Source organism: Pseudomonas glycinae, assembly GCF_001594225.2.
Lineage (GTDB): Bacteria > Pseudomonadota > Gammaproteobacteria > Pseudomonadales > Pseudomonadaceae > Aquipseudomonas > Aquipseudomonas glycinae.
On sequence record NZ_CP014205.2, the window covers coordinates 5,819,190 to 5,841,381 of the forward strand.

General features: G+C 61.6%; 21 protein-coding genes. 11 read left to right on the plus strand and 10 right to left on the minus strand.

The window, feature by feature from the left end; genetic code table 11:
• Window positions 1-3: 3 nt before the first annotated feature.
• Window positions 4-1,440, minus strand: a complete 1,437-nt coding sequence (locus AWU82_RS26545; protein ID WP_064382123.1) for a cytochrome ubiquinol oxidase subunit I — start codon at window positions 1,438-1,440, stop codon at window positions 4-6.
• A 400-nt stretch (window positions 1,441-1,840) separates the two neighbouring features.
• Here AWU82_RS26545 and AWU82_RS26550 point away from each other — a divergent pair, with 400 nt between their 5' ends.
• Window positions 1,841-3,079, plus strand: a complete 1,239-nt coding sequence (locus tag AWU82_RS26550) for an MFS transporter (protein ID WP_064382124.1) — start codon at window positions 1,841-1,843, stop codon at window positions 3,077-3,079.
• Between the two features lie 5 nt (window positions 3,080-3,084).
• Here the strand turns inward: AWU82_RS26550 and AWU82_RS26555 are convergent, their stop codons facing one another.
• Window positions 3,085-3,636 carry a DJ-1 family glyoxalase III gene (locus tag AWU82_RS26555; protein ID WP_064384119.1) on the minus strand — a complete coding sequence of 184 codons (552 nt, stop codon included), beginning with the start codon at window positions 3,634-3,636 and terminating at the stop codon, window positions 3,085-3,087.
• Window positions 3,637-3,703: 67 nt separating this feature from the next.
• Window positions 3,704-4,153 carry a DUF4879 domain-containing protein gene (locus AWU82_RS26560; RefSeq protein ID WP_064382125.1) on the minus strand — a complete coding sequence of 150 codons (450 nt, stop codon included), beginning with the start codon at window positions 4,151-4,153 and terminating at the stop codon, window positions 3,704-3,706.
• Window positions 4,154-4,373: 220 nt separating this feature from the next.
• Between AWU82_RS26560 and AWU82_RS26565 the strand changes: the two genes are divergently transcribed.
• Window positions 4,374-5,669: an NCS2 family permease gene (locus tag AWU82_RS26565; protein WP_011336038.1), complete on the plus strand. Its 1,296-nt coding sequence runs from the start codon at window positions 4,374-4,376 to the stop codon at window positions 5,667-5,669.
• Window positions 5,666-6,745 carry a tRNA (uridine(54)-C5)-methyltransferase TrmA gene (trmA, locus tag AWU82_RS26570; protein ID WP_064382126.1) on the plus strand — a complete coding sequence of 360 codons (1,080 nt, stop codon included), beginning with the start codon at window positions 5,666-5,668 and terminating at the stop codon, window positions 6,743-6,745. Before AWU82_RS26565 ends, trmA begins: the two co-directional genes overlap by 4 nt.
• Window positions 6,746-6,800: 55 nt before the next feature.
• Here the strand turns inward: trmA and AWU82_RS26575 are convergent, their stop codons facing one another.
• Together AWU82_RS26575 and AWU82_RS26580 are read right to left on the minus strand one after the other, a co-directional pair.
• Window positions 6,801-7,247: a hypothetical protein gene (locus tag AWU82_RS26575; RefSeq protein WP_064382127.1), complete on the minus strand. Its 447-nt coding sequence runs from the start codon at window positions 7,245-7,247 to the stop codon at window positions 6,801-6,803.
• Window positions 7,244-7,672: a hypothetical protein gene (locus AWU82_RS26580; RefSeq protein ID WP_064382128.1), complete on the minus strand. Its 429-nt coding sequence runs from the start codon at window positions 7,670-7,672 to the stop codon at window positions 7,244-7,246. Before AWU82_RS26580 ends, AWU82_RS26575 begins: the two co-directional genes overlap by 4 nt.
• Window positions 7,673-7,876: 204 nt before the next feature.
• Here AWU82_RS26580 and AWU82_RS26585 point away from each other — a divergent pair, with 204 nt between their 5' ends.
• From AWU82_RS26585 to AWU82_RS26595, 3 genes are all read left to right on the plus strand, one after another.
• Window positions 7,877-8,788, plus strand: coding sequence for a LysR family transcriptional regulator (locus tag AWU82_RS26585; protein ID WP_064382129.1), 912 nt, complete (start codon window positions 7,877-7,879; stop codon window positions 8,786-8,788).
• A gap of 141 nt (window positions 8,789-8,929) precedes the next feature.
• Complete coding sequence (gene aroQ / locus AWU82_RS26590; protein WP_064382130.1) at window positions 8,930-9,379, plus strand: type II 3-dehydroquinate dehydratase; 450 nt, start codon at window positions 8,930-8,932, stop codon at window positions 9,377-9,379.
• Entirely contained in the window at window positions 9,376-10,230 is an 855-nt protein-coding gene (locus tag AWU82_RS26595) for a shikimate dehydrogenase (protein ID WP_064382131.1), read from the plus strand. Before aroQ ends, AWU82_RS26595 begins: the two co-directional genes overlap by 4 nt.
• A gap of 33 nt (window positions 10,231-10,263) precedes the next feature.
• Here the strand turns inward: AWU82_RS26595 and AWU82_RS26600 are convergent, their stop codons facing one another.
• Window positions 10,264-10,941: a TetR/AcrR family transcriptional regulator gene (locus AWU82_RS26600; protein ID WP_064382132.1), complete on the minus strand. Its 678-nt coding sequence runs from the start codon at window positions 10,939-10,941 to the stop codon at window positions 10,264-10,266.
• Between the two features lie 102 nt (window positions 10,942-11,043).
• On the minus strand, window positions 11,044-12,945 hold the full coding sequence (gene quiC / locus AWU82_RS26605; RefSeq protein ID WP_064382133.1) for a 3-dehydroshikimate dehydratase QuiC: 1,902 nt from the start codon (window positions 12,943-12,945) through the stop codon (window positions 11,044-11,046).
• A gap of 273 nt (window positions 12,946-13,218) precedes the next feature.
• Between quiC and AWU82_RS26610 the strand changes: the two genes are divergently transcribed.
• Window positions 13,219-14,556: an MFS transporter gene (locus AWU82_RS26610; protein WP_064382134.1), complete on the plus strand. Its 1,338-nt coding sequence runs from the start codon at window positions 13,219-13,221 to the stop codon at window positions 14,554-14,556.
• Between the two features lie 42 nt (window positions 14,557-14,598).
• Here the strand turns inward: AWU82_RS26610 and AWU82_RS26615 are convergent, their stop codons facing one another.
• The 3 genes from AWU82_RS26615 to AWU82_RS26625 all read right to left on the minus strand — a co-directional run bounded on the left by AWU82_RS26615 (window position 14,599) and on the right by AWU82_RS26625 (window position 17,317).
• A complete protein-coding gene (locus AWU82_RS26615) occupies window positions 14,599-15,477 on the minus strand; it encodes a DMT family transporter (protein ID WP_039771776.1) in 879 nt (292 codons plus the stop codon).
• Window positions 15,478-15,543: 66 nt separating this feature from the next.
• On the minus strand, window positions 15,544-16,359 hold the full coding sequence (locus AWU82_RS26620) for a sugar phosphate isomerase/epimerase family protein (protein ID WP_064382135.1): 816 nt from the start codon (window positions 16,357-16,359) through the stop codon (window positions 15,544-15,546).
• A 181-nt stretch (window positions 16,360-16,540) separates the two neighbouring features.
• Complete coding sequence (locus AWU82_RS26625) at window positions 16,541-17,317, minus strand: IclR family transcriptional regulator (RefSeq protein ID WP_064382136.1); 777 nt, start codon at window positions 17,315-17,317, stop codon at window positions 16,541-16,543.
• A 177-nt stretch (window positions 17,318-17,494) separates the two neighbouring features.
• On the opposite strand from AWU82_RS26625, the gene AWU82_RS26630 reads away from it, so the two are divergent.
• From AWU82_RS26630 to AWU82_RS26645, 4 genes are all read left to right on the plus strand, one after another.
• On the plus strand, window positions 17,495-19,231 hold the full coding sequence (locus tag AWU82_RS26630) for an FAD-dependent oxidoreductase (protein WP_064382137.1): 1,737 nt from the start codon (window positions 17,495-17,497) through the stop codon (window positions 19,229-19,231).
• Complete coding sequence (locus tag AWU82_RS26635; protein WP_064382138.1) at window positions 19,215-20,048, plus strand: aldo/keto reductase; 834 nt, start codon at window positions 19,215-19,217, stop codon at window positions 20,046-20,048. The genes AWU82_RS26630 and AWU82_RS26635 overlap by 17 nt, the downstream gene beginning before the upstream one ends.
• A 190-nt stretch (window positions 20,049-20,238) precedes the next feature.
• A complete protein-coding gene (gene ypfJ, locus AWU82_RS26640) occupies window positions 20,239-21,126 on the plus strand; it encodes a KPN_02809 family neutral zinc metallopeptidase (protein ID WP_064382139.1) in 888 nt (295 codons plus the stop codon).
• A complete protein-coding gene (locus AWU82_RS26645) occupies window positions 21,127-22,080 on the plus strand; it encodes an alpha/beta hydrolase family protein (RefSeq protein WP_064382140.1) in 954 nt (317 codons plus the stop codon).
• The last annotated feature ends 112 nt before the right edge of the window (window positions 22,081-22,192 follow it).

Consider the following 22,192-nt stretch of genomic DNA (forward strand, 5'->3'; position numbering starts at 1 on the left):
GACTCAAATCTCCTTGGTCAGGCTGCGGTCGTGTTCGGCGCCATCGTCGTCGGCAGCGGACAACGGACGGGCCGGCGTACGTTTCTGGCCAGGACCACCTTCGTTGGTTTCCTTGCCTTCGTCGGTCTTCGGTCCTTTGCGCACCAGGCGCATCATGTAGCCCAGACCCGCACCGAACAGCGCGAAGTACACCACCACAAACATGATCAGCGTGATGCTCATCTGCATGAAACTGTGGTTGGAAGACGCGTCCGCCGTGCGCATCAGCCCGTAGACCACCCACGGCTGACGACCGATTTCAGTGGTGAACCAGCCCGCCAGGATCGCGATCAGACCGGACGGCCCCATCCACAACGCCAGGTACAGGAACGGCCGCGAGGTGTAGAGCGAGTCACGCTTGCGCAGCCACAAACTCCAAAGACCGGTGAAGATCATCAGGAAGCCGAGGCCGACCATGATCCGGAACGACCAGAACACGATGGTGGAATTCGGCCGGTCTTCTGGCGGGAACTCCTTGAGCGCCGGGACTTGCTTGTCCAGCGAGTGGGTCAGGATCAGGCTGCCGAGGTATGGAATCTCGACAGCGAACTTGGTTTTTTCTTCCTTCATGTCCGGCCAGCCGAACAGAATCAGCGGTGTCGCTTCGTCCCCGACGTTTTCCCAGTGGCCTTCGATCGCGGCGATTTTCGCCGGCTGATGCTTAAGGGTGTTGAGGCCGTGGAAGTCGCCGATGACCGCCTGGATCGGCGCAACGATCAGCGCCATCCACATCGCCATCGACAGCATGGTGCGGATCGCCGGGTTGTCCTTGCCGCGCAGCAGGTGCCAGGCCGCTGACGAACCGACGAAGAACGCCGTTGCGACGAACGCTGCGGTCGCCATGTGCATCAGGCGATAGGGGAACGATGGGTTGAAGACAATTGCCAGCCAGTCGGTTGGAATGACCTGACCGTTGACGATCTCGAAGCCCTGCGGGGTCTGCATCCAGCTGTTGGAAGCGAGAATCCAGAAGGTCGAAATCAGTGTGCCGATGGCCACCATCACCGTGGAGAAAAAGTGCAGGCCGCGCCCGACCTTGTTCCAGCCGAACAGCATCACCCCGAGGAAACCGGCTTCGAGGAAGAACGCCGTGAGCACTTCGTACGTCAGCAACGGACCGGTGACGGAACCGGCGAAGTCCGAAAGGCGGCTCCAGTTGGTACCGAACTGGTAGGCCATGACGAGCCCCGATACCACGCCCATGCCGAAGTTGACGGCAAAGATCTTCGACCAGAAGTGGTAGAGATCGCGATAGGTATCATTACCGGTTTTCAGCCACAGGCCTTCCAGCACCGCGAGATAGCTCGCAAGACCGATGGTGATCGCCGGGAACAGGATGTGGAACGAGATGGTGAATGCGAACTGAATTCGGGCGAGATCCAGGGCCTCTAAACCGAACATAAGCTTTCCTCTATCAGATAACGGTTCCAGGACTGGCGGCCTTGAACCACTGCCCCCACGGGTATGGAGTGCGGCGAACTCGGATTCGTTCTTCTTTTTACAGGCATCGCGACGCAGGGAGTCTGCCGACGGGTCCGCGATCGTTTCCACGAAGGGTCTTGATCTGGATCAATCAACGTAGAAAGAGTAGTCCCATTTCCGACGGGAAACCGCGTGGTCTTTTGCCGCGTGACAAGTTGCCTCACAGTCACGGCAACGCCCTGAAATACATCGGTGGCCGGGTTTCGTGCCACGGCGCAGAAAAATCGATGTCTGGCTAACTAAATTTTCTGTCATAGCAACTTCCTGTTACAGACTGGTGATAATCTCGCGGTTCCCCTCGATCACGACCGGCCCGCAAATGCCCAGCCAAGAGCCCTTGCTGTTACGTCACCACCGTCCCTTTCTTGCGTTCTGGTTTGCCCGGATCTTCACCGCCAGCGGTTTTCAGATGCTCACCGTGGCGATCGGCTGGAACCTCTATCAATTGACCGGCAATGTGCTCGACCTGGGTCTGGTCGGGTTGGTGGAATTCGCACCAAGGGTCTTGTTCATGCTGCACACCGGCCACGTTGCCGATCGCTACGACCGGCGCAAGGTCGCGGCGATCTGCCAGTCGTTGCAGGCCTTGATCGCGCTGGCATTGGCCATCGGCAGTGCAACCGATCATGTCACCCGGGAAATGATCTTTATCCTGGCGTTCCTGCTCGGCGCCGCACGCTCGTTCGAGATGCCGACCACTCAAGCGCTGCTGCCAAGCATCGTGCCCAGTGCGTTGTTCCCGCGGGCGGTCGCCGCCGCGCAGTCGGCGCAGCAATCGGCCACCATCGTCGCACCGGCCCTCGGCGGTCTGCTCTATGCCTTCGGCAGCGTCTGGGTCTATGGCCCGACGGTGATTCTGTATGTCATCGCCTGCACCTTGATGCTCAACCTGCCCGCACGGCAAACCCCGCTGAACAAGGGCAAGGCGACACTGGATTCGTTGCTGGCGGGGATTCGCTTCATTCGTAGCCGTCCGGACATTCTCGGTGCGATTTCGCTGGATCTGTTCGCCGTGCTGCTCGGCGGCGCCACGGCGCTGTTGCCGGTGTTCGCCAAGGACATTCTGCTGACCGGGCCGTGGGGACTGGGATTGCTGCGCTCGGCGCCGGCGGTTGGCGCGCTGATGATGTCGCTGTTCCTGGCGCGGTTTGCCGTCGAGCGAAACGTCGGTCGAGTGATGTTCACCGCCGTCGGTGTATTCGGCGTGGCAACCATCGCCTTCGGTCTGTCGACCTCGTTCTGGTTCTCACTGGCGGTACTTGTGGTGCTGGGCGCGGCGGACATGATCAGCATGGTGATCCGCGCCTCGTTCGTGCAACTGGAAACCCCGGACGAAATGCGCGGGCGGGTCAGCGCGGTGAACGGCCTGTTCATCGGTGCCTCGAACCAGTTGGGCGAATTCGAGTCCGGCCTCACCGCGCATTGGTTCGGCACCGTGCCGGCGGTGGTGATGGGCGGCATCGGCACGCTGGTGGTGACCGGAACCTGGATCAAACTGTTCCCGACCCTGGCCAACCGCGACCGGATACATGTGCCGGTGGAAGAGGTGAAGGTCTGACGCTCTCAGGCCAATAACTCCCCCGCCACCTTCGCTCTGACGGCCTTGCCCGCCAGTTGCTCGACCAATGTCAGCGCAAATGCCAGCGCGGCGCCGGAACCCTGGGCGGTGATGCAATTGCCGTCGACCACCACCGGTTGATCAACAAAGGTGCAACCGGAGAGGTTATGGCTGGTGGCGGGCAGGCAGGTCATGCGGCGTTGACGTAATACACCGAAGCTTTGCAGGGCGACGGCCGGGGCTTCGGCGATGGCGGCGAACAGGCGTCCGGCGCTGGCCTGGTCCTTGAGCAATTGTTGCAGAGGCTGGTGCGCGGCCAGGTGTTGCGCACCGACGGCACCACCGGGCAGGACAATCAGGTCGAAGGTCTGGGCCAGCACATCAATGAGCATGCCGTCGGCGGTCAATCGCGTGCCTCGGGCGCAGGTCAGCATGCGCCGGCCCTCGATGCTGGCCGCCACCACTTCGACGCCGGCGCGGCGCAGCACGTCGATCAGGGTCACGCATTGCAGATCATCGATGCCCTCGGCGAGGGTAATCAGGGCTCTAAAGGTCATGGGCGCCATCCGCTGGGTGATCCTTAAAGCGTAGTCAGCTTTGTCCTGCCCTGTTCGGCGACAGCCGTTACTTGATGTAAAGCTGGGTCGACATCGTGTTGCGCGGGGCGTTGATCGAGGTGTTGCTGAAGGTAAAGGTGCCTTCCTGACGAGTCGCCAGATCGAAGGTGTACAGCGAACCGACGGTCTTCGCGCCGGGCGTGCACTCGGTCAGGTTGCCGTTATCGAAGGCACAGACCGGACTCCGGGTGCCGTTCACTTCGAAACCGTCCAGTGCTGCCTGAGGCTGACTCTGGCCGTAGCCGATTTCCAACACATAGACCTTGATGCCCGGCGCGCTGTGATCGCAACGGGTCTGCACCTGGCCATCGGTAATGTCTTCGAGCCCGCAGGACGACGACTGAACCTTGATGACTTTCACCTCGCTCAATGGCGGTGCCGACGCCGCGAATACCGCCGGTACACCGGTCAGCAGCAAGGCCATCAGTCCGGCAGTGTTGGTCCAACCCTTGTTCATGCGATCCATCCCCGAAAAAACAGCGCGCAGTATGGCGTACTTGGCCGTGGTGCAAAACTTCGCCGACGATCGACACCAACATCCGCCATCTTCCTCACGCTGCTGGTATGATGCGCGGCTTTTTCCGGCCCACCACAATTTTCCAGGCGCTTGCGACGGTCTGTGCTTTGCTGTTGAGGTCGATACATTCACGGCGCCACGCGCGCCACGGGGAGCAGACATGCTGGAAAGGCTGTTTCAACTCAAGGCACACAACACCAACGTGCGGACCGAGATTCTGGCGGGCGTCACGACCTTCCTGGCCATGGCCTACATTCTGTTCGTCAACCCGAGCATCCTCGGCGAGACCGGCATGGACAAGGGCGCGGTGTTCGTCGCCACGTGCCTGGCAGCCGCCATCGGCTCCACGGTCATGGGCCTGATCGCCAACTACCCGATCGCCCTTGCACCGGGCATGGGTCTGAATGCCTTCTTCACCTACACCGTCGTGCTGCACATGGGCCACACCTGGCAAGTGGCGCTGGGCGCGGTGTTCATTTCGGCGGTGTGCTTCTTCCTGCTGTCGATCTTCCGCATCCGTGAATGGATCATCAACAGCATCCCGCTACCGCTGCGCTCGGCAATTGCCGCCGGTATCGGCCTGTTCCTGGCGCTGATCGCCCTGCACAACGCCGGCATCGTGGTCAGCAACCCGGCGACCATGGTCGGCCTCGGTGACCTGAAACAACCGGCCCCGATCCTCGCCACCCTCGGTTTCGCCCTGATCGTTGCCCTTGAAGCCCTGAAAGTGCGCGGCGCGGTGCTGATCGGTATTCTGGCGGTGACCATCGTTTCCATCGTGATGGGCTTCACCCCGTTCGGCGGCGTGACGTCGATGCCGCCTTCGCTGGCCCCGACCTTCCTGCAACTGGACATCAAGGGCGCTCTGGACATCGGTCTGGTCAGCGTGATTTTCGCCTTCCTGTTCGTCGACCTGTTCGACAACTCCGGCACCCTGATCGGCGTCGCCAAGCGCGCCGGCCTGATGGGCAAGGACGGCCACATGCCGAAAATGGGCCGTGCGCTGATCGCTGACAGCACCGCGGCAATGGCCGGTTCGCTGCTGGGCACCTCGACCACCACCAGCTACATCGAATCCGCTGCGGGCGTGAGTGCCGGCGGCCGCACCGGCCTGACCGCCATCGTCGTCGCAATCCTGTTCCTGCTGGCGCTGTTCTTCTCGCCGCTGGCCTCCAGCGTACCGGCCTTCGCCACCGCACCAGCGCTGCTGTTCGTCGCCGTGCTGATGACTTCGGGCCTGGCGGAAATAGACTGGGAAGACATCACCGTCGCCGCGCCGGTCGTGGTCACCGCCCTGGCGATGCCTTTCACCTATTCCATCGCCAACGGCATCGCCTTCGGCTTCATCGCCTGGACTGCGATCAAACTGCTGTCCGGCCGTGCCCGTGAGCTGAACCCGGCGCTGGTGATCCTGTCGATTCTGTTCGTGATCAAGCTGGGTTGGTTCAACGCATGACTTTTGATTCCCAGGCCTACGCCGCACAACTCGAAGACAAGGTCACGCGCCTGCGTGACCTGCTGGCCCCGTTCGATGCACCGGAGCCGACGGTGTTCGATTCGCCGTTGCAGAACTTCCGCCTGCGCGCTGAATTCCGCCTGTGGCGTGAAGCCGGCGAACGGTATTACGCGATGTTTTCTCAGGACGACAAACGCACGCCGATCCTGATCGAGGAATTCCCGATCGCCAGCCTGCGCATCAACCAGTTGATGCCACAGTTGAAAGCCGCATGGCAGGCCAGCGCAGCGCTGAGCCACAAGCTGTTCCAGGTGGAGTTTCTGACCACCCTGGCCGGCGATGCGATGATCACTCTGTGCTATCACCGTCCGCTGGACGAGCACTGGCATGCGGCGGCGACCAAACTGGCGACGGATCTGGGCGTCAGCATCATCGGTCGCTCCAAGGGCAAGCGCGAAGTGCTCGGCCTCGACTACGTAGTCGAGAAACTCGACGTCGGCGGTCGCACATTCAGCTATCGCCAACCGGAAGGCGCGTTCACCCAGCCCAACGGCACCGTCAACCAGAAGATGCTCAACTGGGCCTACGAAGCACTGGGCGATCGCAGCGACGACCTGCTGGAGCTGTATTGCGGCAACGGCAACTTCACCCTGCCGCTGGCAACCCGCGTGCGCAAAGTGCTGGCCACCGAAATCAGCAAGACCTCGGTCAATGCCGCTCTGAGCAACCTGGCCGAAAACGCTGTGGATAACGTCACCCTGGTGCGCCTGTCCGCCGAAGAGCTGACTGAAGCCCTGAACGAAGTTCGCCCGTTCCGCCGCCTGCACGGCATCGACCTGAAAAGCTACGAATTCGGCAGCGTGTTCGTCGACCCGCCACGGGCCGGCATGGACCCGGACACCTGCGAGCTGACCCGTCGCTTCGACAATATCCTGTACATCTCCTGCAACCCGGAGACGCTGGCGGCCAACATTGCCCAACTGCACGACACGCACCGCATCACCCGCTGCGCGCTGTTCGACCAGTTCCCGTGGACCCACCACATGGAATCCGGCGTGCTGTTGACCCGACGTTGATTGCAGGTGCCAGATACAAGAAAGCCGTCCTGACCGACGGCTTTTTTGTGCCTGCTCATGGCACGGGATCGATCTTGCGTGGGCGCCCGCCCTTCCTGCCGTTAGCCCGGGCAGCTTCAGCTTTCGCGGTGCTGCTCTGACGACCATTGCGCGAAGCGATCACTGAGGCGGCCATGGCCATCAATGGCTGACTGGCCGAGATCATCCCGGCGATGGAAACCTGCAGATCCTTGCCGTCGTGGCACAGCGCGGTGCCGGCAAAACCCACATTCAGTCCGCTGAAATCTTCCGGCTCGAAATCATCGAACTCGCGGTAAAGGTTCACTGGCAAAAGCACGCCGCTGTCGTCCTCGAAGCGAATCACCAGGGACGGTTTCTCAAAGGTCACCGACACGGCTTGCAGGCTGCTGCGTCGCCGCAGCCCCCCGCGATCGACAGCTTCATCGAGACGCTCTTCCGTTACCGGTCGGTCAGCCTGCAAACCGGCCTTTACTGTTTTCATAGTTCGATCTCCACACCTTCCTGAGCACCAACCAGGGCCAGCAGGGTTTTGTTTTCTTCTGGTTCGTAATACGCCGATCCGATTCTGAAGGTCGCACCAGTGACTTCGCGCATGACGGCCACTTCGTTCGAGTCCCCGTCCCACCATTGGTTATCGAGACAGGCAGTCTGCAAACGAGTCCACCAGATTCGACGCGCCCGCCGCAGATGAACCGTTTCACGCAACGATTGGCGCAGTCCCTCAAGCACTGCAATCGGTGGCCGACGCGTCAGGGGCACCACATCCCATAACTCGACGCCGTTGTGCCAGAAGCTGAATTTGAATCGGGCACTCCATGCACCTGAATCTACGTGCGCATGGGGCGGACAATGTTCGTCTCGCAACATGATCACCACCGACAATCCCTTGTAACTGCACACTTTCATGCTAACCCATCCGTTAGGTTAAAGAGTTTCGAACACTGCCATTCCCTGACAATTCCGACCATCGGCATTGTTGTCCTCAATAGTCATTACGTTTTCGAGCCTAGTGCGGGATTCAGGAAAGCCACGCGCAAAATGGTAAGCAGTTCTTTCGCAGTGGCCGCGCATTTGCTACATACGAAGACTCATTCCCCGGTGTAATCAATCATGCAGCGACACTTCGACGATCTTCAGCTGGGCAGCATCGAGTTGTTTTGCCTGGCCGCCGAGTGCGGCAGCTTCACCGCTGCGGCGCAGGCAGCATCGGTGACGCCGGCAGCGGTTAGCCGCTCGGTATCCCGCATGGAGGAACGCCTGGGTGTACGCCTGTTTGCACGCACCACCCGCAGCGTGAAACTCACCGATAGCGGCCGTCGCTATTACGAAGAATGCAGCCAGGCGCTGGCTCAACTGGTCGAGGCGCAACGGGAGGTTATGGGCCAGCAGCAGGAACCGTCCGGCACACTGCGTATCAGTATTCCTACAACCTACGCCCATCACCGGATCCTGCCGCTGTTGCCCGCGTTTCGTGCGCGCTACCCGCAGGTGAAGGTCGACATGCACATCAGCAATCGCAACATCGACTTCGTCGGCGAGGGTTACGACGTGGCGATCCGCGTGCGGGCGATTCCCGATTCCGGCCTGATCGCCAGACATCTGGAAGACGCGGCGCTGGTGATGGTTGCCAGCCCCGATTACCTGAAACGCGCCGGCACGCCGCAGACCCTCGAAGACCTCGAACAACACGAGTGTATTCAGTACGAATTGCCCAGCAGCGGGCGGCGGATCACTTGGCTGTTCTATGAGGAAGACGCGCCACGGGAAATCCTCGCCGAGGGCAATTTTTGCTGCTCGGACGATGTGCTCGGTGGCGTGACCCTGGCCAGGCACGGTGCCGGGTTGTTCCAGACCTATCGCTTCATTGTCGAAAAAGAACTGGCCGACGGCTCGCTGATAGAAGTGCTCAAACCCTACAGCGGACGCTCGCGGCCGTTTACCTTGTTGTACCCGCAGAATCGCCACATGCCGCTGCGCGTCAGGGCTTTCATCGATTTTCTGGTGGAGCAGTTGCCGCACTGAATTGCATCAGTGTGCGATCACCGCCCACAAAACCGGGCTGCCGATGCAGAGCAATTGATTAAAGTAACCATCTAGTACAATTTAACTCCACAGGTCGAAATCTTCGGCCCAAGCCAAAAACAATAAGTGGAGTTTGCCCCCATGCCCCCTATCGTTCTGGTGCTCAACGGCCCGAACCTGAACCTGCTCGGCACCCGCGAACCGGCAACCTACGGTCACGAAACCCTAGCCGACATCTCTGCCCTGTGCGGGCGCGCCGCCGAAGAGTTCGGCCTGGCCGTGGAGTTTCGCCAGACCAACCACGAAGGCGAACTGCTCGACTGGATTCACGGCGCCCGTCAGCGCTGCGCCGGCATCGTGATCAACCCGGCCGCCTGGACTCACACCTCGGTCGCGATCCGCGACGCTCTGGTCGCCAGCGAATTGCCGGTAATCGAAGTGCACCTGTCCAACGTCCACGCCCGCGAGCCGTTCCGTCACCATTCGTTCGTCTCGGCCATCGCCACCGCCGTGATGTGCGGCTTCGGCAGCCACGGCTATCGCCTGGCCCTGGAACATTTCAGCCAGCGGCTGAAGGGGCGATCCGCATGAACCGCAACAACGTGATACTCGCCGGGCTGATCGGCGCCGGCATCCAGGCCTCCCGCACCCCGGCGCTGCATGAACACGAAGGTGACGAACAGGGCCTGCGTTACCTGTACCGCTTGATCGATCTCGATCAACTGCAACTGGACAGCAACGCCCTGCCCGACCTGCTGCTGGCCGCCGAGCGCATGAATTACACCGGGCTGAACATCACTTTCCCGTGCAAGCAGGCAATCATTCCGCTGCTCGATGAGCTGTCTCCGGAAGCCCGAGGCATCGGTGCCGTGAACACGGTGGTGCTGAAGGACGGCAAGCGCGTCGGCCACAACACCGATTGCCTGGGTTTCGCCGAAGGTTTTCGTCGCGGGCTGCCAGACGTCGCCCGCGAACGTGTGGTCCAGATGGGCGCCGGTGGCGCAGGCGCGGCAGTCGCCCACGCCTTGTTGAGCGAAGGCGTACAGCAACTGAGCATTTTTGATGTGGACGTGGAGCGGGCCGAAAGCCTGGCCAACAACCTCAACCAGCATTTCGGCGCTGGCCGGGCGATTGCCGGGCATGATCTGGCGAGCACACTGAGTCAGGCGAATGGCCTGGTGAACACCACGCCGATGGGCATGGCCAAACTGCCGGGCATGCCCGTGCCGGCGGTATTGCTGCGGCCCGAGTTGTGGGTGGCGGAGATCGTGTATTTCCCGCTGGAAACCGAACTGCTGCGCAACGCCCGCGCGCTGGGTTGCCGAACCCTGGATGGCGGCAACATGGCGGTGTTTCAGGCAGTGAAGGCGTTTGAGCTGTTCAGCGGCAAGGTGCCGGATGCGCAGCGAATGCTCGCGCATTTTCAAAGCATGAATGGATAAAACCGTGAGGGGGCGACGCCCCCTCGACTTCGGTCACGCCTGCAAGTAGCGCAGCACCGACTCGCAAATCATCTCGCGATGACGCTGCTTGATGCTTTCGTCCGGCAAGTCGATCTGAAAGATCTCACCGAACGTGTGGCGGTTCGATACGCGATAGAAGCAGAACGAACTGATCAGCAGATGCACATCCAGCGCGTCGAGCCCGGCGCGGAACACTCCTTCATCAGCACCACGACGCAGAATCTCGCCCAGTGAATCGAGAATGGTGTTGTTCATCGCCTTGATCGCGTCGGAGCGCTTCACGTACTCGGCGTTGTGGATGTTTTCGATGCTGACGATCCGCACGAAATCGACGTTGCGATCATGGTGATCGAAGGTGAACTCCACCAGGCGCCGGATCGCTTCCACCGGCGGCAACTCGGCCAGGTGCAGACGGTTCTCGGTGTTGCGGATGTCGCCGTAGAGCTTCTCCAGCACCTCGACGTACAACTGCTCCTTGCTGCCGAAGTAGTAATAGATCATGCGCTTTGAGGTGTGGATGCGCTCGGCGATCGCATCGACGCGGGCGCCGGACAGCCCCTGCTGGACGAACTCGACGATCGCCTCCTGCAGGATATTCTCGCGGGTCTTTTCCGGGTTGTTCTTGCGACTCTTGCGCGGCTCTACCGCGGGTAGAACGGGAGCTGCGGGAAGTTCTGAAGTCATTGTCATTGCGGGCTCACGGCCATCACTGCACAGGCTGGCGATTATGGGCCGCGCGCCCCAGTGAAGGAAGCCGCGCGGCCGGTGTTTAATCCCGCGTTTACGAATTTCCTACAACTTCGCCTGGCGAACCGCACCACTGCGTGATTTGGCCATCGCCGCCAGCCGCACCGCGACGTTGGCCGCGCCATAACCGGCGTAACCGTTCTTGCGCTGGATGATCTCGAAGAAGAAGCGCCCTTCGAACGGCTCGGTGTAGACGTGGAACAACTCGCCGCCCTGCGCATCGCGGTCGTAGAGCACGTTGTAGTACGCCAGTTCGCTGAGGAACTCGTCATCGAAATCGAAGCGCGCCGCCAGATCGTCGTAATAGTTCAGCGGGATATCCAGCAGCGGTACGCCCGCCTCCTTCGCGCGACTGACTTCGGCGAAGATATCGTCGCAATCGAAGGCAATGTGATGCACCCCGGAGCCGCGATAACTCGACAGCGCGTGTGAGATCGCGGTGTTGCGGTTCTCGGAAATGTTCAGCGGCAGACGGATCGAACTGTCGCGGCTACGCAGGGCACGGCTTTTCACCAGACCGTACGGGTCGGGCAGCACCACTTCATCGTCGGCCTCGAAATCCAGCAGGCTCTTGTAGAACAGCACCCAACTGTCGAGGCTGTCCGCCGGCAGCGCCATGGCCATGTGATCGATGCGCTTGAGGCCGCCACGCGCTACCGCATCCGGCAGCAGATTGAAGTCGGTGCCGTAGACATCCGCCTCCTGATCCACCAGATAAATCAGGCTGCCGTCCGGTGCACGCACCGCCGCCAGCTCCAGTTCGTTGGGGCCGACCAGTCCGCGATACGGCTGACCTTTATAGGCGACGGCGCGGGCCAGCGCACTGGCGCTGTCCTTGACCCGCACGGCGGTGGCGCACAGCGACGGGCCGTGGGCCTCGAAAAAACTGTGACCGAACGAATAGGGTTCAGAGTTGAGGATCAGATTGATATCGCCCTGGCGCAACAGGCTGACGCTCTTGGAGCGATGCTGGCCGGCCTTGACGAAACCCAGCCGTTCCAGCCAGTTCGAGAGCTTGGCGCCGAGGCTTTCATCCACGGCGAATTCAAGAAACTCGATGCCGTTGTATTCGCTGGCCTTCGGCGTTTCGAAGAGGATGTCGCGGTTATCCACAGGCCGCACTTCCTGCTCCAGGCGCTGACGGGTTTTCTCTTCTAGATACAGCAGCGAACGCAGACCGTCAGCGGCATTGGCCCGAGGCGGCGCGGCGCGGAAGCCGTCGTTGAAGATTTCCAGCGACAGCGGCCCGGTGTAGCCGCTCTGAATGATCGGCGCCAGAAACCCCGGCAGATCGAATTCGCCCTGCCCCGGGAAGCAGCGGAAATGCCGGCTCCACTCAAGCACGTCCATCGCCAGGATCGGTGCGTCGGCCATCTGTACGAAGAAAATCTTGTCGCCGGGAATCTCGGCAATCGCCCGTGGATCGCCCTTGAGCGACAAGGTGTGGAAGCTGTCGAGCAACACGCCGAGGGCCGGGTGATCGGCCTGACGCACAATGTCCCAGACCTGTTGATAAGTATTGACGTGACGGCCCCAGGCCAGCGCTTCATAACCGATGCGCAGGCCACGGGCGCCGGCGCGCTCGGCCAGCAGGCGCAGGTCGTCGATGAGGATTTGTTGATCGCCGAGACTGTCGGGGGAGGCATTGCTGCAGACCAGCACCAGGTCGGTGCCCAGCTCCTGCATCAGGTCGAACTTGCGCTCGGCCCGCTCCAGGTTGCGCTCCAGTCGATCGCGGCGGCAGCCTTCGAAATCGCGGAACGGTTGAAACAGCGTGATGGCAATCCCGAGGTCGGCGCACATCTGCCGGATTTCCCGGGGACTGCCGTCGTAATACAGAAGATCGTTTTCGAAAATCTCCACTCCGTCGAACCCGGCGGCGGCAATGGCTTCGAGTTTTTCCGGCAGGGTTCCGCTCAAGGAGACGGTGGCAATGGATCGCTGCATGTTTCAACTCCCGGTGGAGACGTCGGCTACGAAAACTGCGCCGCTTTTATAGGGTGAGCGAATTATTGGTCCCGGTTTTTCATTGAGCAATTTAAACTGTACTACCCGGTTAGTTTTGCGTGCGATTATCGAACACAATGCCGGTTTGGCGAATTGACGATTTTTCGTCCACTGCCCAACATCCCTTTCACCTTGAGTCCGGAACTGAACCACCGGTCGCAGCGTGCACAAAAAAAGCACACCAAATAACAAATCCAAAAACGGGTGGAACACATGATTCCTTCACAGACTTCCCGCATGGCTCCGGCCATGAGCACTGCCACGGGTGGCATCGGCGACAAGATCCGCGGCGCCATGGCCGTCGGCAAGACCCGTTGGGGCATGCTGGCGCTGGTATTTTTCGCCACCACCCTCAATTACATCGACCGCGCCGCCCTCGGCGTCATGCAGCCGATCCTTGCCAAGGAAATGAGCTGGACGGCGATGGACTACGCCAACATCAACTTCTGGTTTCAGGTCGGCTACGCGATCGGCTTCGTGCTGCAAGGACGACTGATCGACCGGGTCGGCGTCAAGCGCGTGTTCTTCTGCGCGGTGCTGCTCTGGAGCCTGGCCACCGGTGCCCACGGTCTGGCGACCTCGGCGGTGGGCTTCATGGTCTGCCGGTTCATCCTCGGCCTGACTGAAGCGGCGAACTACCCGGCCTGTGTGAAAACCACACGCCTGTGGTTCCCGGCCGGCGAACGTGCGGTAGCCACCGGCATCTTCAACGCCGGCACCAACGTCGGTGCGATGTTCACCCCGATGCTGCTGCCGCTGATCCTTCACGTGTGGGGCTGGCAGGCCGCGTTCCTGTGCATGTCGGCGCTGGGCGGGATCTGGCTGCTGTTCTGGGGCCTGAAATATTTCAATCCGGAAGATCACCCGAGCGTGAAACAGTCGGAGCTGGAATACATCCAGAAAGAAATCGAACCGGAACAGGCCCGCGTGCCGTTCTCGAAGATCCTGCGCATGCGCGGCACCTGGGCCTTCGCCCTCGCCTACTCGCTGACTGCGCCGGTGTTCTGGTTCTACCTGTACTGGCTGCCGCCGTTTCTCAATCAGCAATACAACCTGGGCATCAACGTCACCCAGATGGGCATTCCGCTGATCATCATCTACGTCACCGCTGACTTCGGCAGCGTGGGCGGCGGGATTCTGTCTTCGTTCCTTATCGGTCGCGGCATGAACTCGATCAAGGCCCGACTGCTGTCGATGTTCCTGTTCGCCTGCTGCATCATCGGCGTGGTCATGGCCGCCGGCTCCGCCAACCTGTGGATCGCGGTTGCCGCCATCTCTCTGGCCATCGGCGCGCACCAGGCCTGGACCGCCAACATCTGGAGCCTGGTGATGGACTACACGCCCAAGCACATGATGAGCACGGTGTTCGGTTTCGGCGGCATGTGCGCGGCGATCGGCGGGATGTTCATGACCCAGATCGTCGGCCACATCCTGACCGTCACCAACAACAACTACACCGTGCTGTTCACTCTGATCCCGGCGATGTACTTCATCGCGCTGACCTGGATGTACTTCATGGCACCGCGCAAGATTCCTACGGTTACCGAATAACCCTCCTGCACCGACCGGCCTGATTTCAGGCCGGTTTTGCTTTCAGCGCCGGCTCTGCTGCCACGCTGCCGCCAGTCCGCTGCAACAGATCACCGCGATCCCGATCACCGTCATCAGGGTCGGCGTGTGAGCGAACAGCAACCAGCCCAACAACCCCGCGAACACGATCTGGCAATAGCCGAACGGCGCCAGCAGTGCTGGTGCGGCATGGCGGAAAGCCTGGGTCAGAAACAGGTGCGCGGTCATTCCGCAACTGCCCAGCGCCAGCATCAACAACGCATGCCCCAGGCTCGGCACCTGCCAGAAGAACGGCACCAGTGCACTCATCACCAGCGTGTTGCACAGCCCGGCGAAAAAGTTGCTGGTGGTCGGGCTGTCGACTTCGGCGAGCTTGCGGGTGAGCAGCTGATAGAAGCAGAAAAACAGCGCCGAGCAGAACGGCAACAGAATTGCCGGGGTAAACAAGTCACCGCCCGGATGGACGATGATCAGCACCCCGATGAACCCGCACACCACCGCGATCCACTGACCGCGCGTCACCCGCTCCTTGAGCAGCGGCACCGACAGCGCCGTCACCAGCACCGGCGCAAGAAAGTTGACCGCCGTGGCCTCGGCCAGCGGGATGTACAGCAACGCCGTGGTGAAAAACAGGCTGGTGCCCAGCAGGCACAACGCCCGCGCCAACTGCCACAACGGGCGTTTGGTGCGCAGCACGCGCAGCCCGGACTGCGGCAGGAAAATCCCCGCCATCAGCAGCGTGTGCACCAGATACCGCGCCCACACCACCATCACGATCGGATAAAAACCCGAAAGGTATTTCGACAGCGCGTCGTGACTGGAGAACAGGAAGGTTGCCACGACAATCAGCAAGATCCCCTTGAAGGGTTGGTTGACGCCGGAAAGCGGAGTGCTGACGGTCATTGGCTCTCTCTGAATGAAAAATAAACGGTGACGAGGACGCAGGCGCCCTCGCCCCTTGAAGCAGACTTAAAGCCGGGCCAACAATTCCCGTGTCCGGTCGATCGCCATTTGCGCCCGCTGCAATCCGCTCACGCCCTGCTCCAGCAATTTGACCGTGGGAATTTCCAGACTCAGGGGAAGGTTAGCCGGAAGACTGTGCAACAACCCGATCAGGTCACAATCGCCCTCGCCGGGAAACCGGCGCTCATTGCGAGCCTGACGCAAGATCTCGGCCATGTCCGTCGGCCTCGGCCCGGCAACATCGCACAACTGTGCGTAGCGCAGCCGCGAGGCCGGCACACCGGCCAGATCTTCCAGCCGCGAACCGGAGCGGTCAAAGTGAAACGCATCCACCAGCACCGCACCGTTTTCGCGCCCGGCGTTGTCGACGATGCGCGATGCCTGCTTGAGATTGCGCGCATCAGTCCAGGGCATGAATTCCAGATGCGGATGCAAACCGTAGGGCGCTGCCAGATCGCACAGTGCCGCGAAATGATCGGTGAGCCGCTGCTCGTCAGGATCGTTTCCGGCGACCAGCAACTCACTGGCACCGAACTCCGCGCCGACGCTGAGCAGCCGCTCGAAATCAGCGACCACTGTCTGCGGCTTCAATCGAAGGATTTCCACGTCGAGCACGCCGATTCCAGTATCACGCAAACGCGCCAGTGTCTGACGTCTCAAGTCGCCATCGGCTACCAGTGGAAAATGATATTCCTCGGCCGTTGCCGGCTCCAGGCGCAGGCCGACATGGCTGTAACCGGCACGGGCCGCGACCTCGATCATGTCGGGTGGCGACAATTCGAGGACGGTCAGGCTGGCCAGGGACAGAATTCGCTCGCTCATGGCCGCGCCTCGGCCAATTCCGGTGAAGTGGCGTAGCCAATGCCGATTCGAAGGGGCGGGTTCAAGGTGCGATCCTCTTGTGATTGTTGTGGGAATAGCCACTCCATCGACAATTTAGAACCCGGTTCCAGATTATCCCACCCACCTGATTGAAAAGTGGGCGAACAGCGCACAGCTTTGTTTAAACGAACAACTCCGAGGCCAGGCTGGCTGCCGACAATTCCTCGGTAAACGTCAGTAGCAACGGCGCCAGTTCATGCAATCGCGCCCCCGGCATGCGGGCGCTTGGGCCGGCGATGCTGAGCACGCCAATCACCCGGCCATCGGCGGGATGTTTCACCACGGCGGCAATCGCCGAAGTGCCTACCGCCGAGCTTTCCTCGACACAGGCATAGCCCTGTTCCCGGGCCACGCGCAGGCGTTCGAGCAGTTCAATATTGGAGCGCGGCGCGTTGGGCCCGATATCCGCCGGCACCTCCGCGCCCTGGCGCTCGACCAGCGATAACGCCTCGGCATCGCTCATGCACGCCAGCCACGCATGGCCCGACGCGGTGTAGAACAGCGGCGCGTCGCGGCCCATGTCCGGGTCGTAACGCAGACCGATGCGCGCGCCCTGGGCCTTGGCGATCCAGGTCTGGCGCTCACCGTCGATCACGCCCAGACGCACCAGCTCCCCGGTTTCCTGAGCCAGACGATCAAGCACCGGCTGCACGATGTCGGCACCGCTGCTCGACAGATATTGAAAGCCCATCGCAACCAGTTTGGTCGACAGGTGATAGCGCAATGTCTCCGGATTCTGCCGCACGTAACCCAGGCGAATCAGCTCGGCGAGCAGGCGGTGCGTCGCGCTCTTCGGAATGTCCAGTTGCTCGGCCAGGGTCTGCATCGGCAGCCCGCGCGGTTCACTGGTGAGGCTTTCCAGCACGCTGAAAACCCGTTCGATTTGACTGCCGGCCATGGTGCGCTCTCGGTGAAATTTCGCCGATTCTAGAAGACAACCCTAGGAATGCGAAATCTGGAACCCGGCGTCCGATAACCGCCCACTTTGCGCGTCAGTCAGTTGATGTGCTTCCTCCGCACTGGTTATTTTCTGGAACACGATTCTAAAAATAATTGATTGCTGGAGCCCTTGCTGATGCCTGCCCTTCCCGATATCGACTGCGACGTTCTGGTGGTCGGCTCCGGCGCCGCCGGTTTGTCGGCCGCCGTCACCGCCGCCTGGCATGGCTTGAAGGTCATCGTGGTGGAAAAGGATCCGGTGTTCGGCGGCGCCACCGCGTGGTCCGGCGGCTGGGCGTGGGTGCCGCGCAACCCGCTGGCCCGGCGTGCCGGGATCGTCGAAGACGTGGAATTGCCGCGCACCTATCTGCGCCACGAACTCGGCGAGCACTACGACCCGGCCATGATCGACGCCTTCCTTGAAGCCGGCCCGCGCATGGTGGCGTTCTTCGAACAGCAAACCGCCCTGCAATTCGCCGACGGCAACGCCATCGCCGACATCCACGGTGAAACACCGGGCGCCGGCACCGGCGGACGCTCGGTGATTGCCGCCCCCTATGACGGGCGAAAGGTCGGGCGCCTGCTCAAGCGTCTTCGTACAACGATGCGCGAAACATCGTTCATGGGCATGCCGATCATGGCCGGTGCGGACCTGTCGGCGTTTCTCAATCTGACTCGCTCGTTGTCGGCAGCCTGGCACGTGACCCGGCGTTTCACTCGCCACCTGCTGGATCTGGCGCTGCATGGCCGGGCGATACAACTGGTCAACGGCGTGGCGCTGGTCGCACGGCTGGCGAAGTCCGCCGAAGACCTCGGCGTACTGCTGTGGGAATCGGCGCCAGTGACTGAACTGCTGCGCGACGAATCACGCATCACCGGCGCTCGCGTGCACACCGCGAAAGGCCCGGTCACTGTCCATGCGCGCAAGGGCGTGGTGCTCGCGGCCGGCGGATTTGCCAACGACATCGAGCGGCGCAAGGCCTTGTTCCCGCGCACGCCCACCGGTCACGAACATTGGGCGCTGCCTCCGCTGGCAGTCAATGGCGACGGTCTGCGACTGGGCGAAACCGCTGGGGGCCGGGTCAACACCGATTTGGCCTCGCCCGTGGCGTGGGCGCCGGTCTCGCAGGTGCCACATTCCGACGGCAGCATCGGCCATTTCCCACACATCATCGAACGTGGCAAACCGGGCGTCATCGGCGTGCTGCGCAACGGCCAGCGCTTCGTCAACGAAGCAAACGGCTATTACGACTACGTCAGCGCCATGGTCGCCGCCGCCCCCGAGGGCGAAGAGGTCGCGTCCTGGCTGATCTGCACCCGCGCGTTCCAGCGGCGTTACGGGCTCGGCATGTCTCGGCCGTTTCCGGTTCCGGTGTCAGGTTTTATCCGCAGCGGCTATCTGAAAACCGGCAATACCCTTGAGGAATTGGCCACCGCATGCGGCATCGATCCGAACGGTTTACGCGCCACTCTCCATGACTACAACCACCATGCCCGGCACGGCGAAGACCCGCTGTTCGGTCGCGGCTCGACGCCGTACAACCGCAAACAGGGCGATCCGGCGCAACAACCCAATCCGTGCGTGGCGCCTATCGAACAAGGCCCGTTCTACGCGGTGAAGGTTCAGCCCGGCTGTTTCGGCACCTTCGCCGGGCTCAAGGTCAACCCGCATGCGCAAGTGCTCGACGCCGAAGACCGGCCCATCACCGGGCTGTACGCGGCCGGTGGCGACATGGCCAGCATCATGGGCGGGCATTATCCGGCGGGCGGGATCAACCTCGGCCCAGCCCTGACTTTCGGTTACATCGCAGCCCGGCACTTGGCGGGCGTCACGGCTTTCGAACAGGAGATCGACCATGCAGCACATCGTTAACAGACAAGGACTGAACCTGCCAAAACTCGGCCTCGGCACCTGGCCGATGCTCGGCGACGAATGCACCCGCGCCGTGGAGCAAGCGCTGGAACTCGGTTACCGACACATCGACACGGCAGCGGCCTACAACAACGAAGACGCCGTCGGACAGGCCCTGGCGAATACGCCGACACCCCGCGAGCAGATCCACGTCACCACCAAGGTCTGGTGGGACCAGTTGCAACCGGACGCCATGCGTCACTCGCTGGATCGCAGCCTCAAGGCGTTGCGCAGCGAGTACGTCGACCTGTTCATGATCCATTGGCCGAGCACCGACTGGGATTTGCCGCGCACCCTCGAAACCCTTGCGTCGTTCAAGGAGCAAGGTCTGGCTCGCAACATCGGTGTGGCGAATTTTCCGCTGCCGCTGCTGCGCAAAGTAGTCGAGGAATACGGCACCCCTCTGTCAGCCATTCAGGTCGAGTACCACGTCCTGCTCGGACAAAACGCCCTGCTCGACTACGCCCGTCAACACGATCTGGCGCTGACGGCCTACACGCCACTGGCGCGCAACAAGGTCTCGGAGATTCCACAGATTCAGCAGATCGCCGAAAAACACGGTGTACTGCCGACTCAGGTGGCGCTGAAGTGGCTGCTGGATCAGGACAACGTCGCGGCGATTCCCAAGGCCAGCAGCAAGACCAATCAACTGGCCAACCTGGCCTCGCTGAAGGTCGAACTGGATGATGACGACCGAGCGCTAATCGCCGCGCTGCCCAAGCGCGAACGTCAGGTTAGCCCGGACTTCGCGCCGGTGTGGGATGCCTTCGACCGCTGATACCTGACCCGGCGAAAGAAATCCGTCGGCGAATTGAATTCCCGGCGCTCGCGCTCGTCAATAGCAGGCCCGACCTCGTCACCCCGAGGCCGGGCCTTTGTGCGTGTGTACGAATAGACGGACGACCGGACTGGCGCCACACTCACACACCAGCAACACTCATCACCACGATCAGACAGAGGATTCCCACATGCTATGGAAAAAAGGCCGACGCAGTGACAACGTCGTCGATGCCCGTGGCGATGACATGGGTGGTGGCGGTGGCATGCGCTTCGGCGGTGGCAAGGGGCTGAGTCTCGGGGCGATCCTGCTGATCGTCGGCATCGGCTGGATCACCGGCCAGGACCCGCTGCAGATCCTCGGCCAGCTCACCGGGCAGATGACTGAACAAACGGCACCCACTTCGCAAACCCGTCAGGCACCGCCGGCCAACGATGAACAGGCCGAATTCGTGCGCTCGATCCTCGGCGACACCGAAGACACCTGGGGCGCGATCTTCCAGCAGGCCGGCCGGCAATATAAGGATCCGACCCTGGTGCTGTTCAGCAACCGGGTCAATTCCGCCTGCGGTCTGGCGACCTCGGCCACCGGCCCGTTCTATTGCCCGGCGGACCAGAAAGTCTATCTCGACATGGCGTTCTTCCAGGAAATGACCCAACGCTTCAAGGCCGCCGGCGACTTCGCTCAGGCCTACGTGATCGCTCACGAAGTCGGACACCATGTGCAGACGCTTCTCGGCGTCTCGGCGAAAATTCAGACAGCCCGCCAGCAAGGCCGGCAGATGGAAGGTGACGGCGGTCTGCTGGTGCGTCAGGAACTGCAAGCCGATTGTCTGGCCGGGGTCTGGGCCTACAACGCGCAGAAGCGTCTGAACTGGCTGGAACCGGGCGATATCGAAGAAGCCTTGAACGCGGCGAACGCCATCGGTGATGATCGCCTGCAACAACAGGGTCAGGGCCGTGTGGTGCCGGACTCGTTTACTCACGGTACGTCGGCGCAAAGGGTGCGCTGGTTCAAAACCGGATTCGCCCAGGGCCAGGTCGGCCAGTGCGATACCTTTGCGGCGAAAAACCTGTAAATGCATAAATGGCTGTTGGCTTTACTGTTCATCGGCGGCACCGCCCAAGCGGCCGGCGTCGACGCAATCAGTCCCGGGCGCCTGCAATTGCAGGCCGGCGAAATGGCAGTGGGCATCGGCCCGGCGCCGGCGAAAATCGAGCGCGTGCTGATCGTCATTCATGGCCGTCTGCGTAACGCCGAGACCTATCGCAAAAGCGGCGAAGCCGCGGCGGAACTGGCCGGGCAAACCGCCAACACCCTGGTGATCGCCCCGCAGTTTCTCAACGAAAGCGATGTGGCGCTCTACTCGTTACCCGCCAGCGTGCTGCGCTGGCAAGGCAACGACTGGATGGGCGGCGGGTTATCCACAGGGCCGAACCCGCTGAGTTCCTACGCCGCACTGGACGAAATCGTCGGGCGGCTGAGCGATCGCAAGCAGTTTCCGGACGTGAAGCAGATCGTGATCTTCGGCCACTCCGGCGGCGCGCAGGTGGTGCAGCGTTATGCGCTGCTGGCCCAGGAACAACCGGCGCTCAAGACCGAAGGCATTCGCTTGCGTTATGTAGTCGCCAATCCGTCGTCGTACGCCTACTTCAATGAGCAACGCCCGGTGGCCTTCGATCATGCCAAGTGTCCGGGTTTCAACCGCTGGAAGTACGGTTTGGTGGACCCGCCGATTTACGCGGGCGGGCAAACGCCTGCGCAGCTTGAAGGCCGTTACGTCAAACGCGAGGTAATTTATCTGCTGGGCCAGCAGGACACCGACCCGCAACATCCGGCGCTGGACAAGAGTTGCGCCGCCAAAGCCCAGGGGGCTTATCGACTGGAACGCGGCAAGCTGTTTTTCGGTTACTTGCTGCGTCGCCACCCTGAAGGGGTGAATCAGCGCCTGGTCGAAGTGCCCGGCGTCGGGCATAACGGCGACGGCATGCTGACCTCGCCGGAAGGCCAGAAAGCACTGTTCGAGCAATAAGTCTGGTGTGGTTTGATCTGGCCTCATCGCTGGCAAGCCAGCTCCCACAATGACTTGCGTGAATGCAAATTCTGAATCCGCTACAAATCCCTGTGGGAGCTGGCTTGCCAGC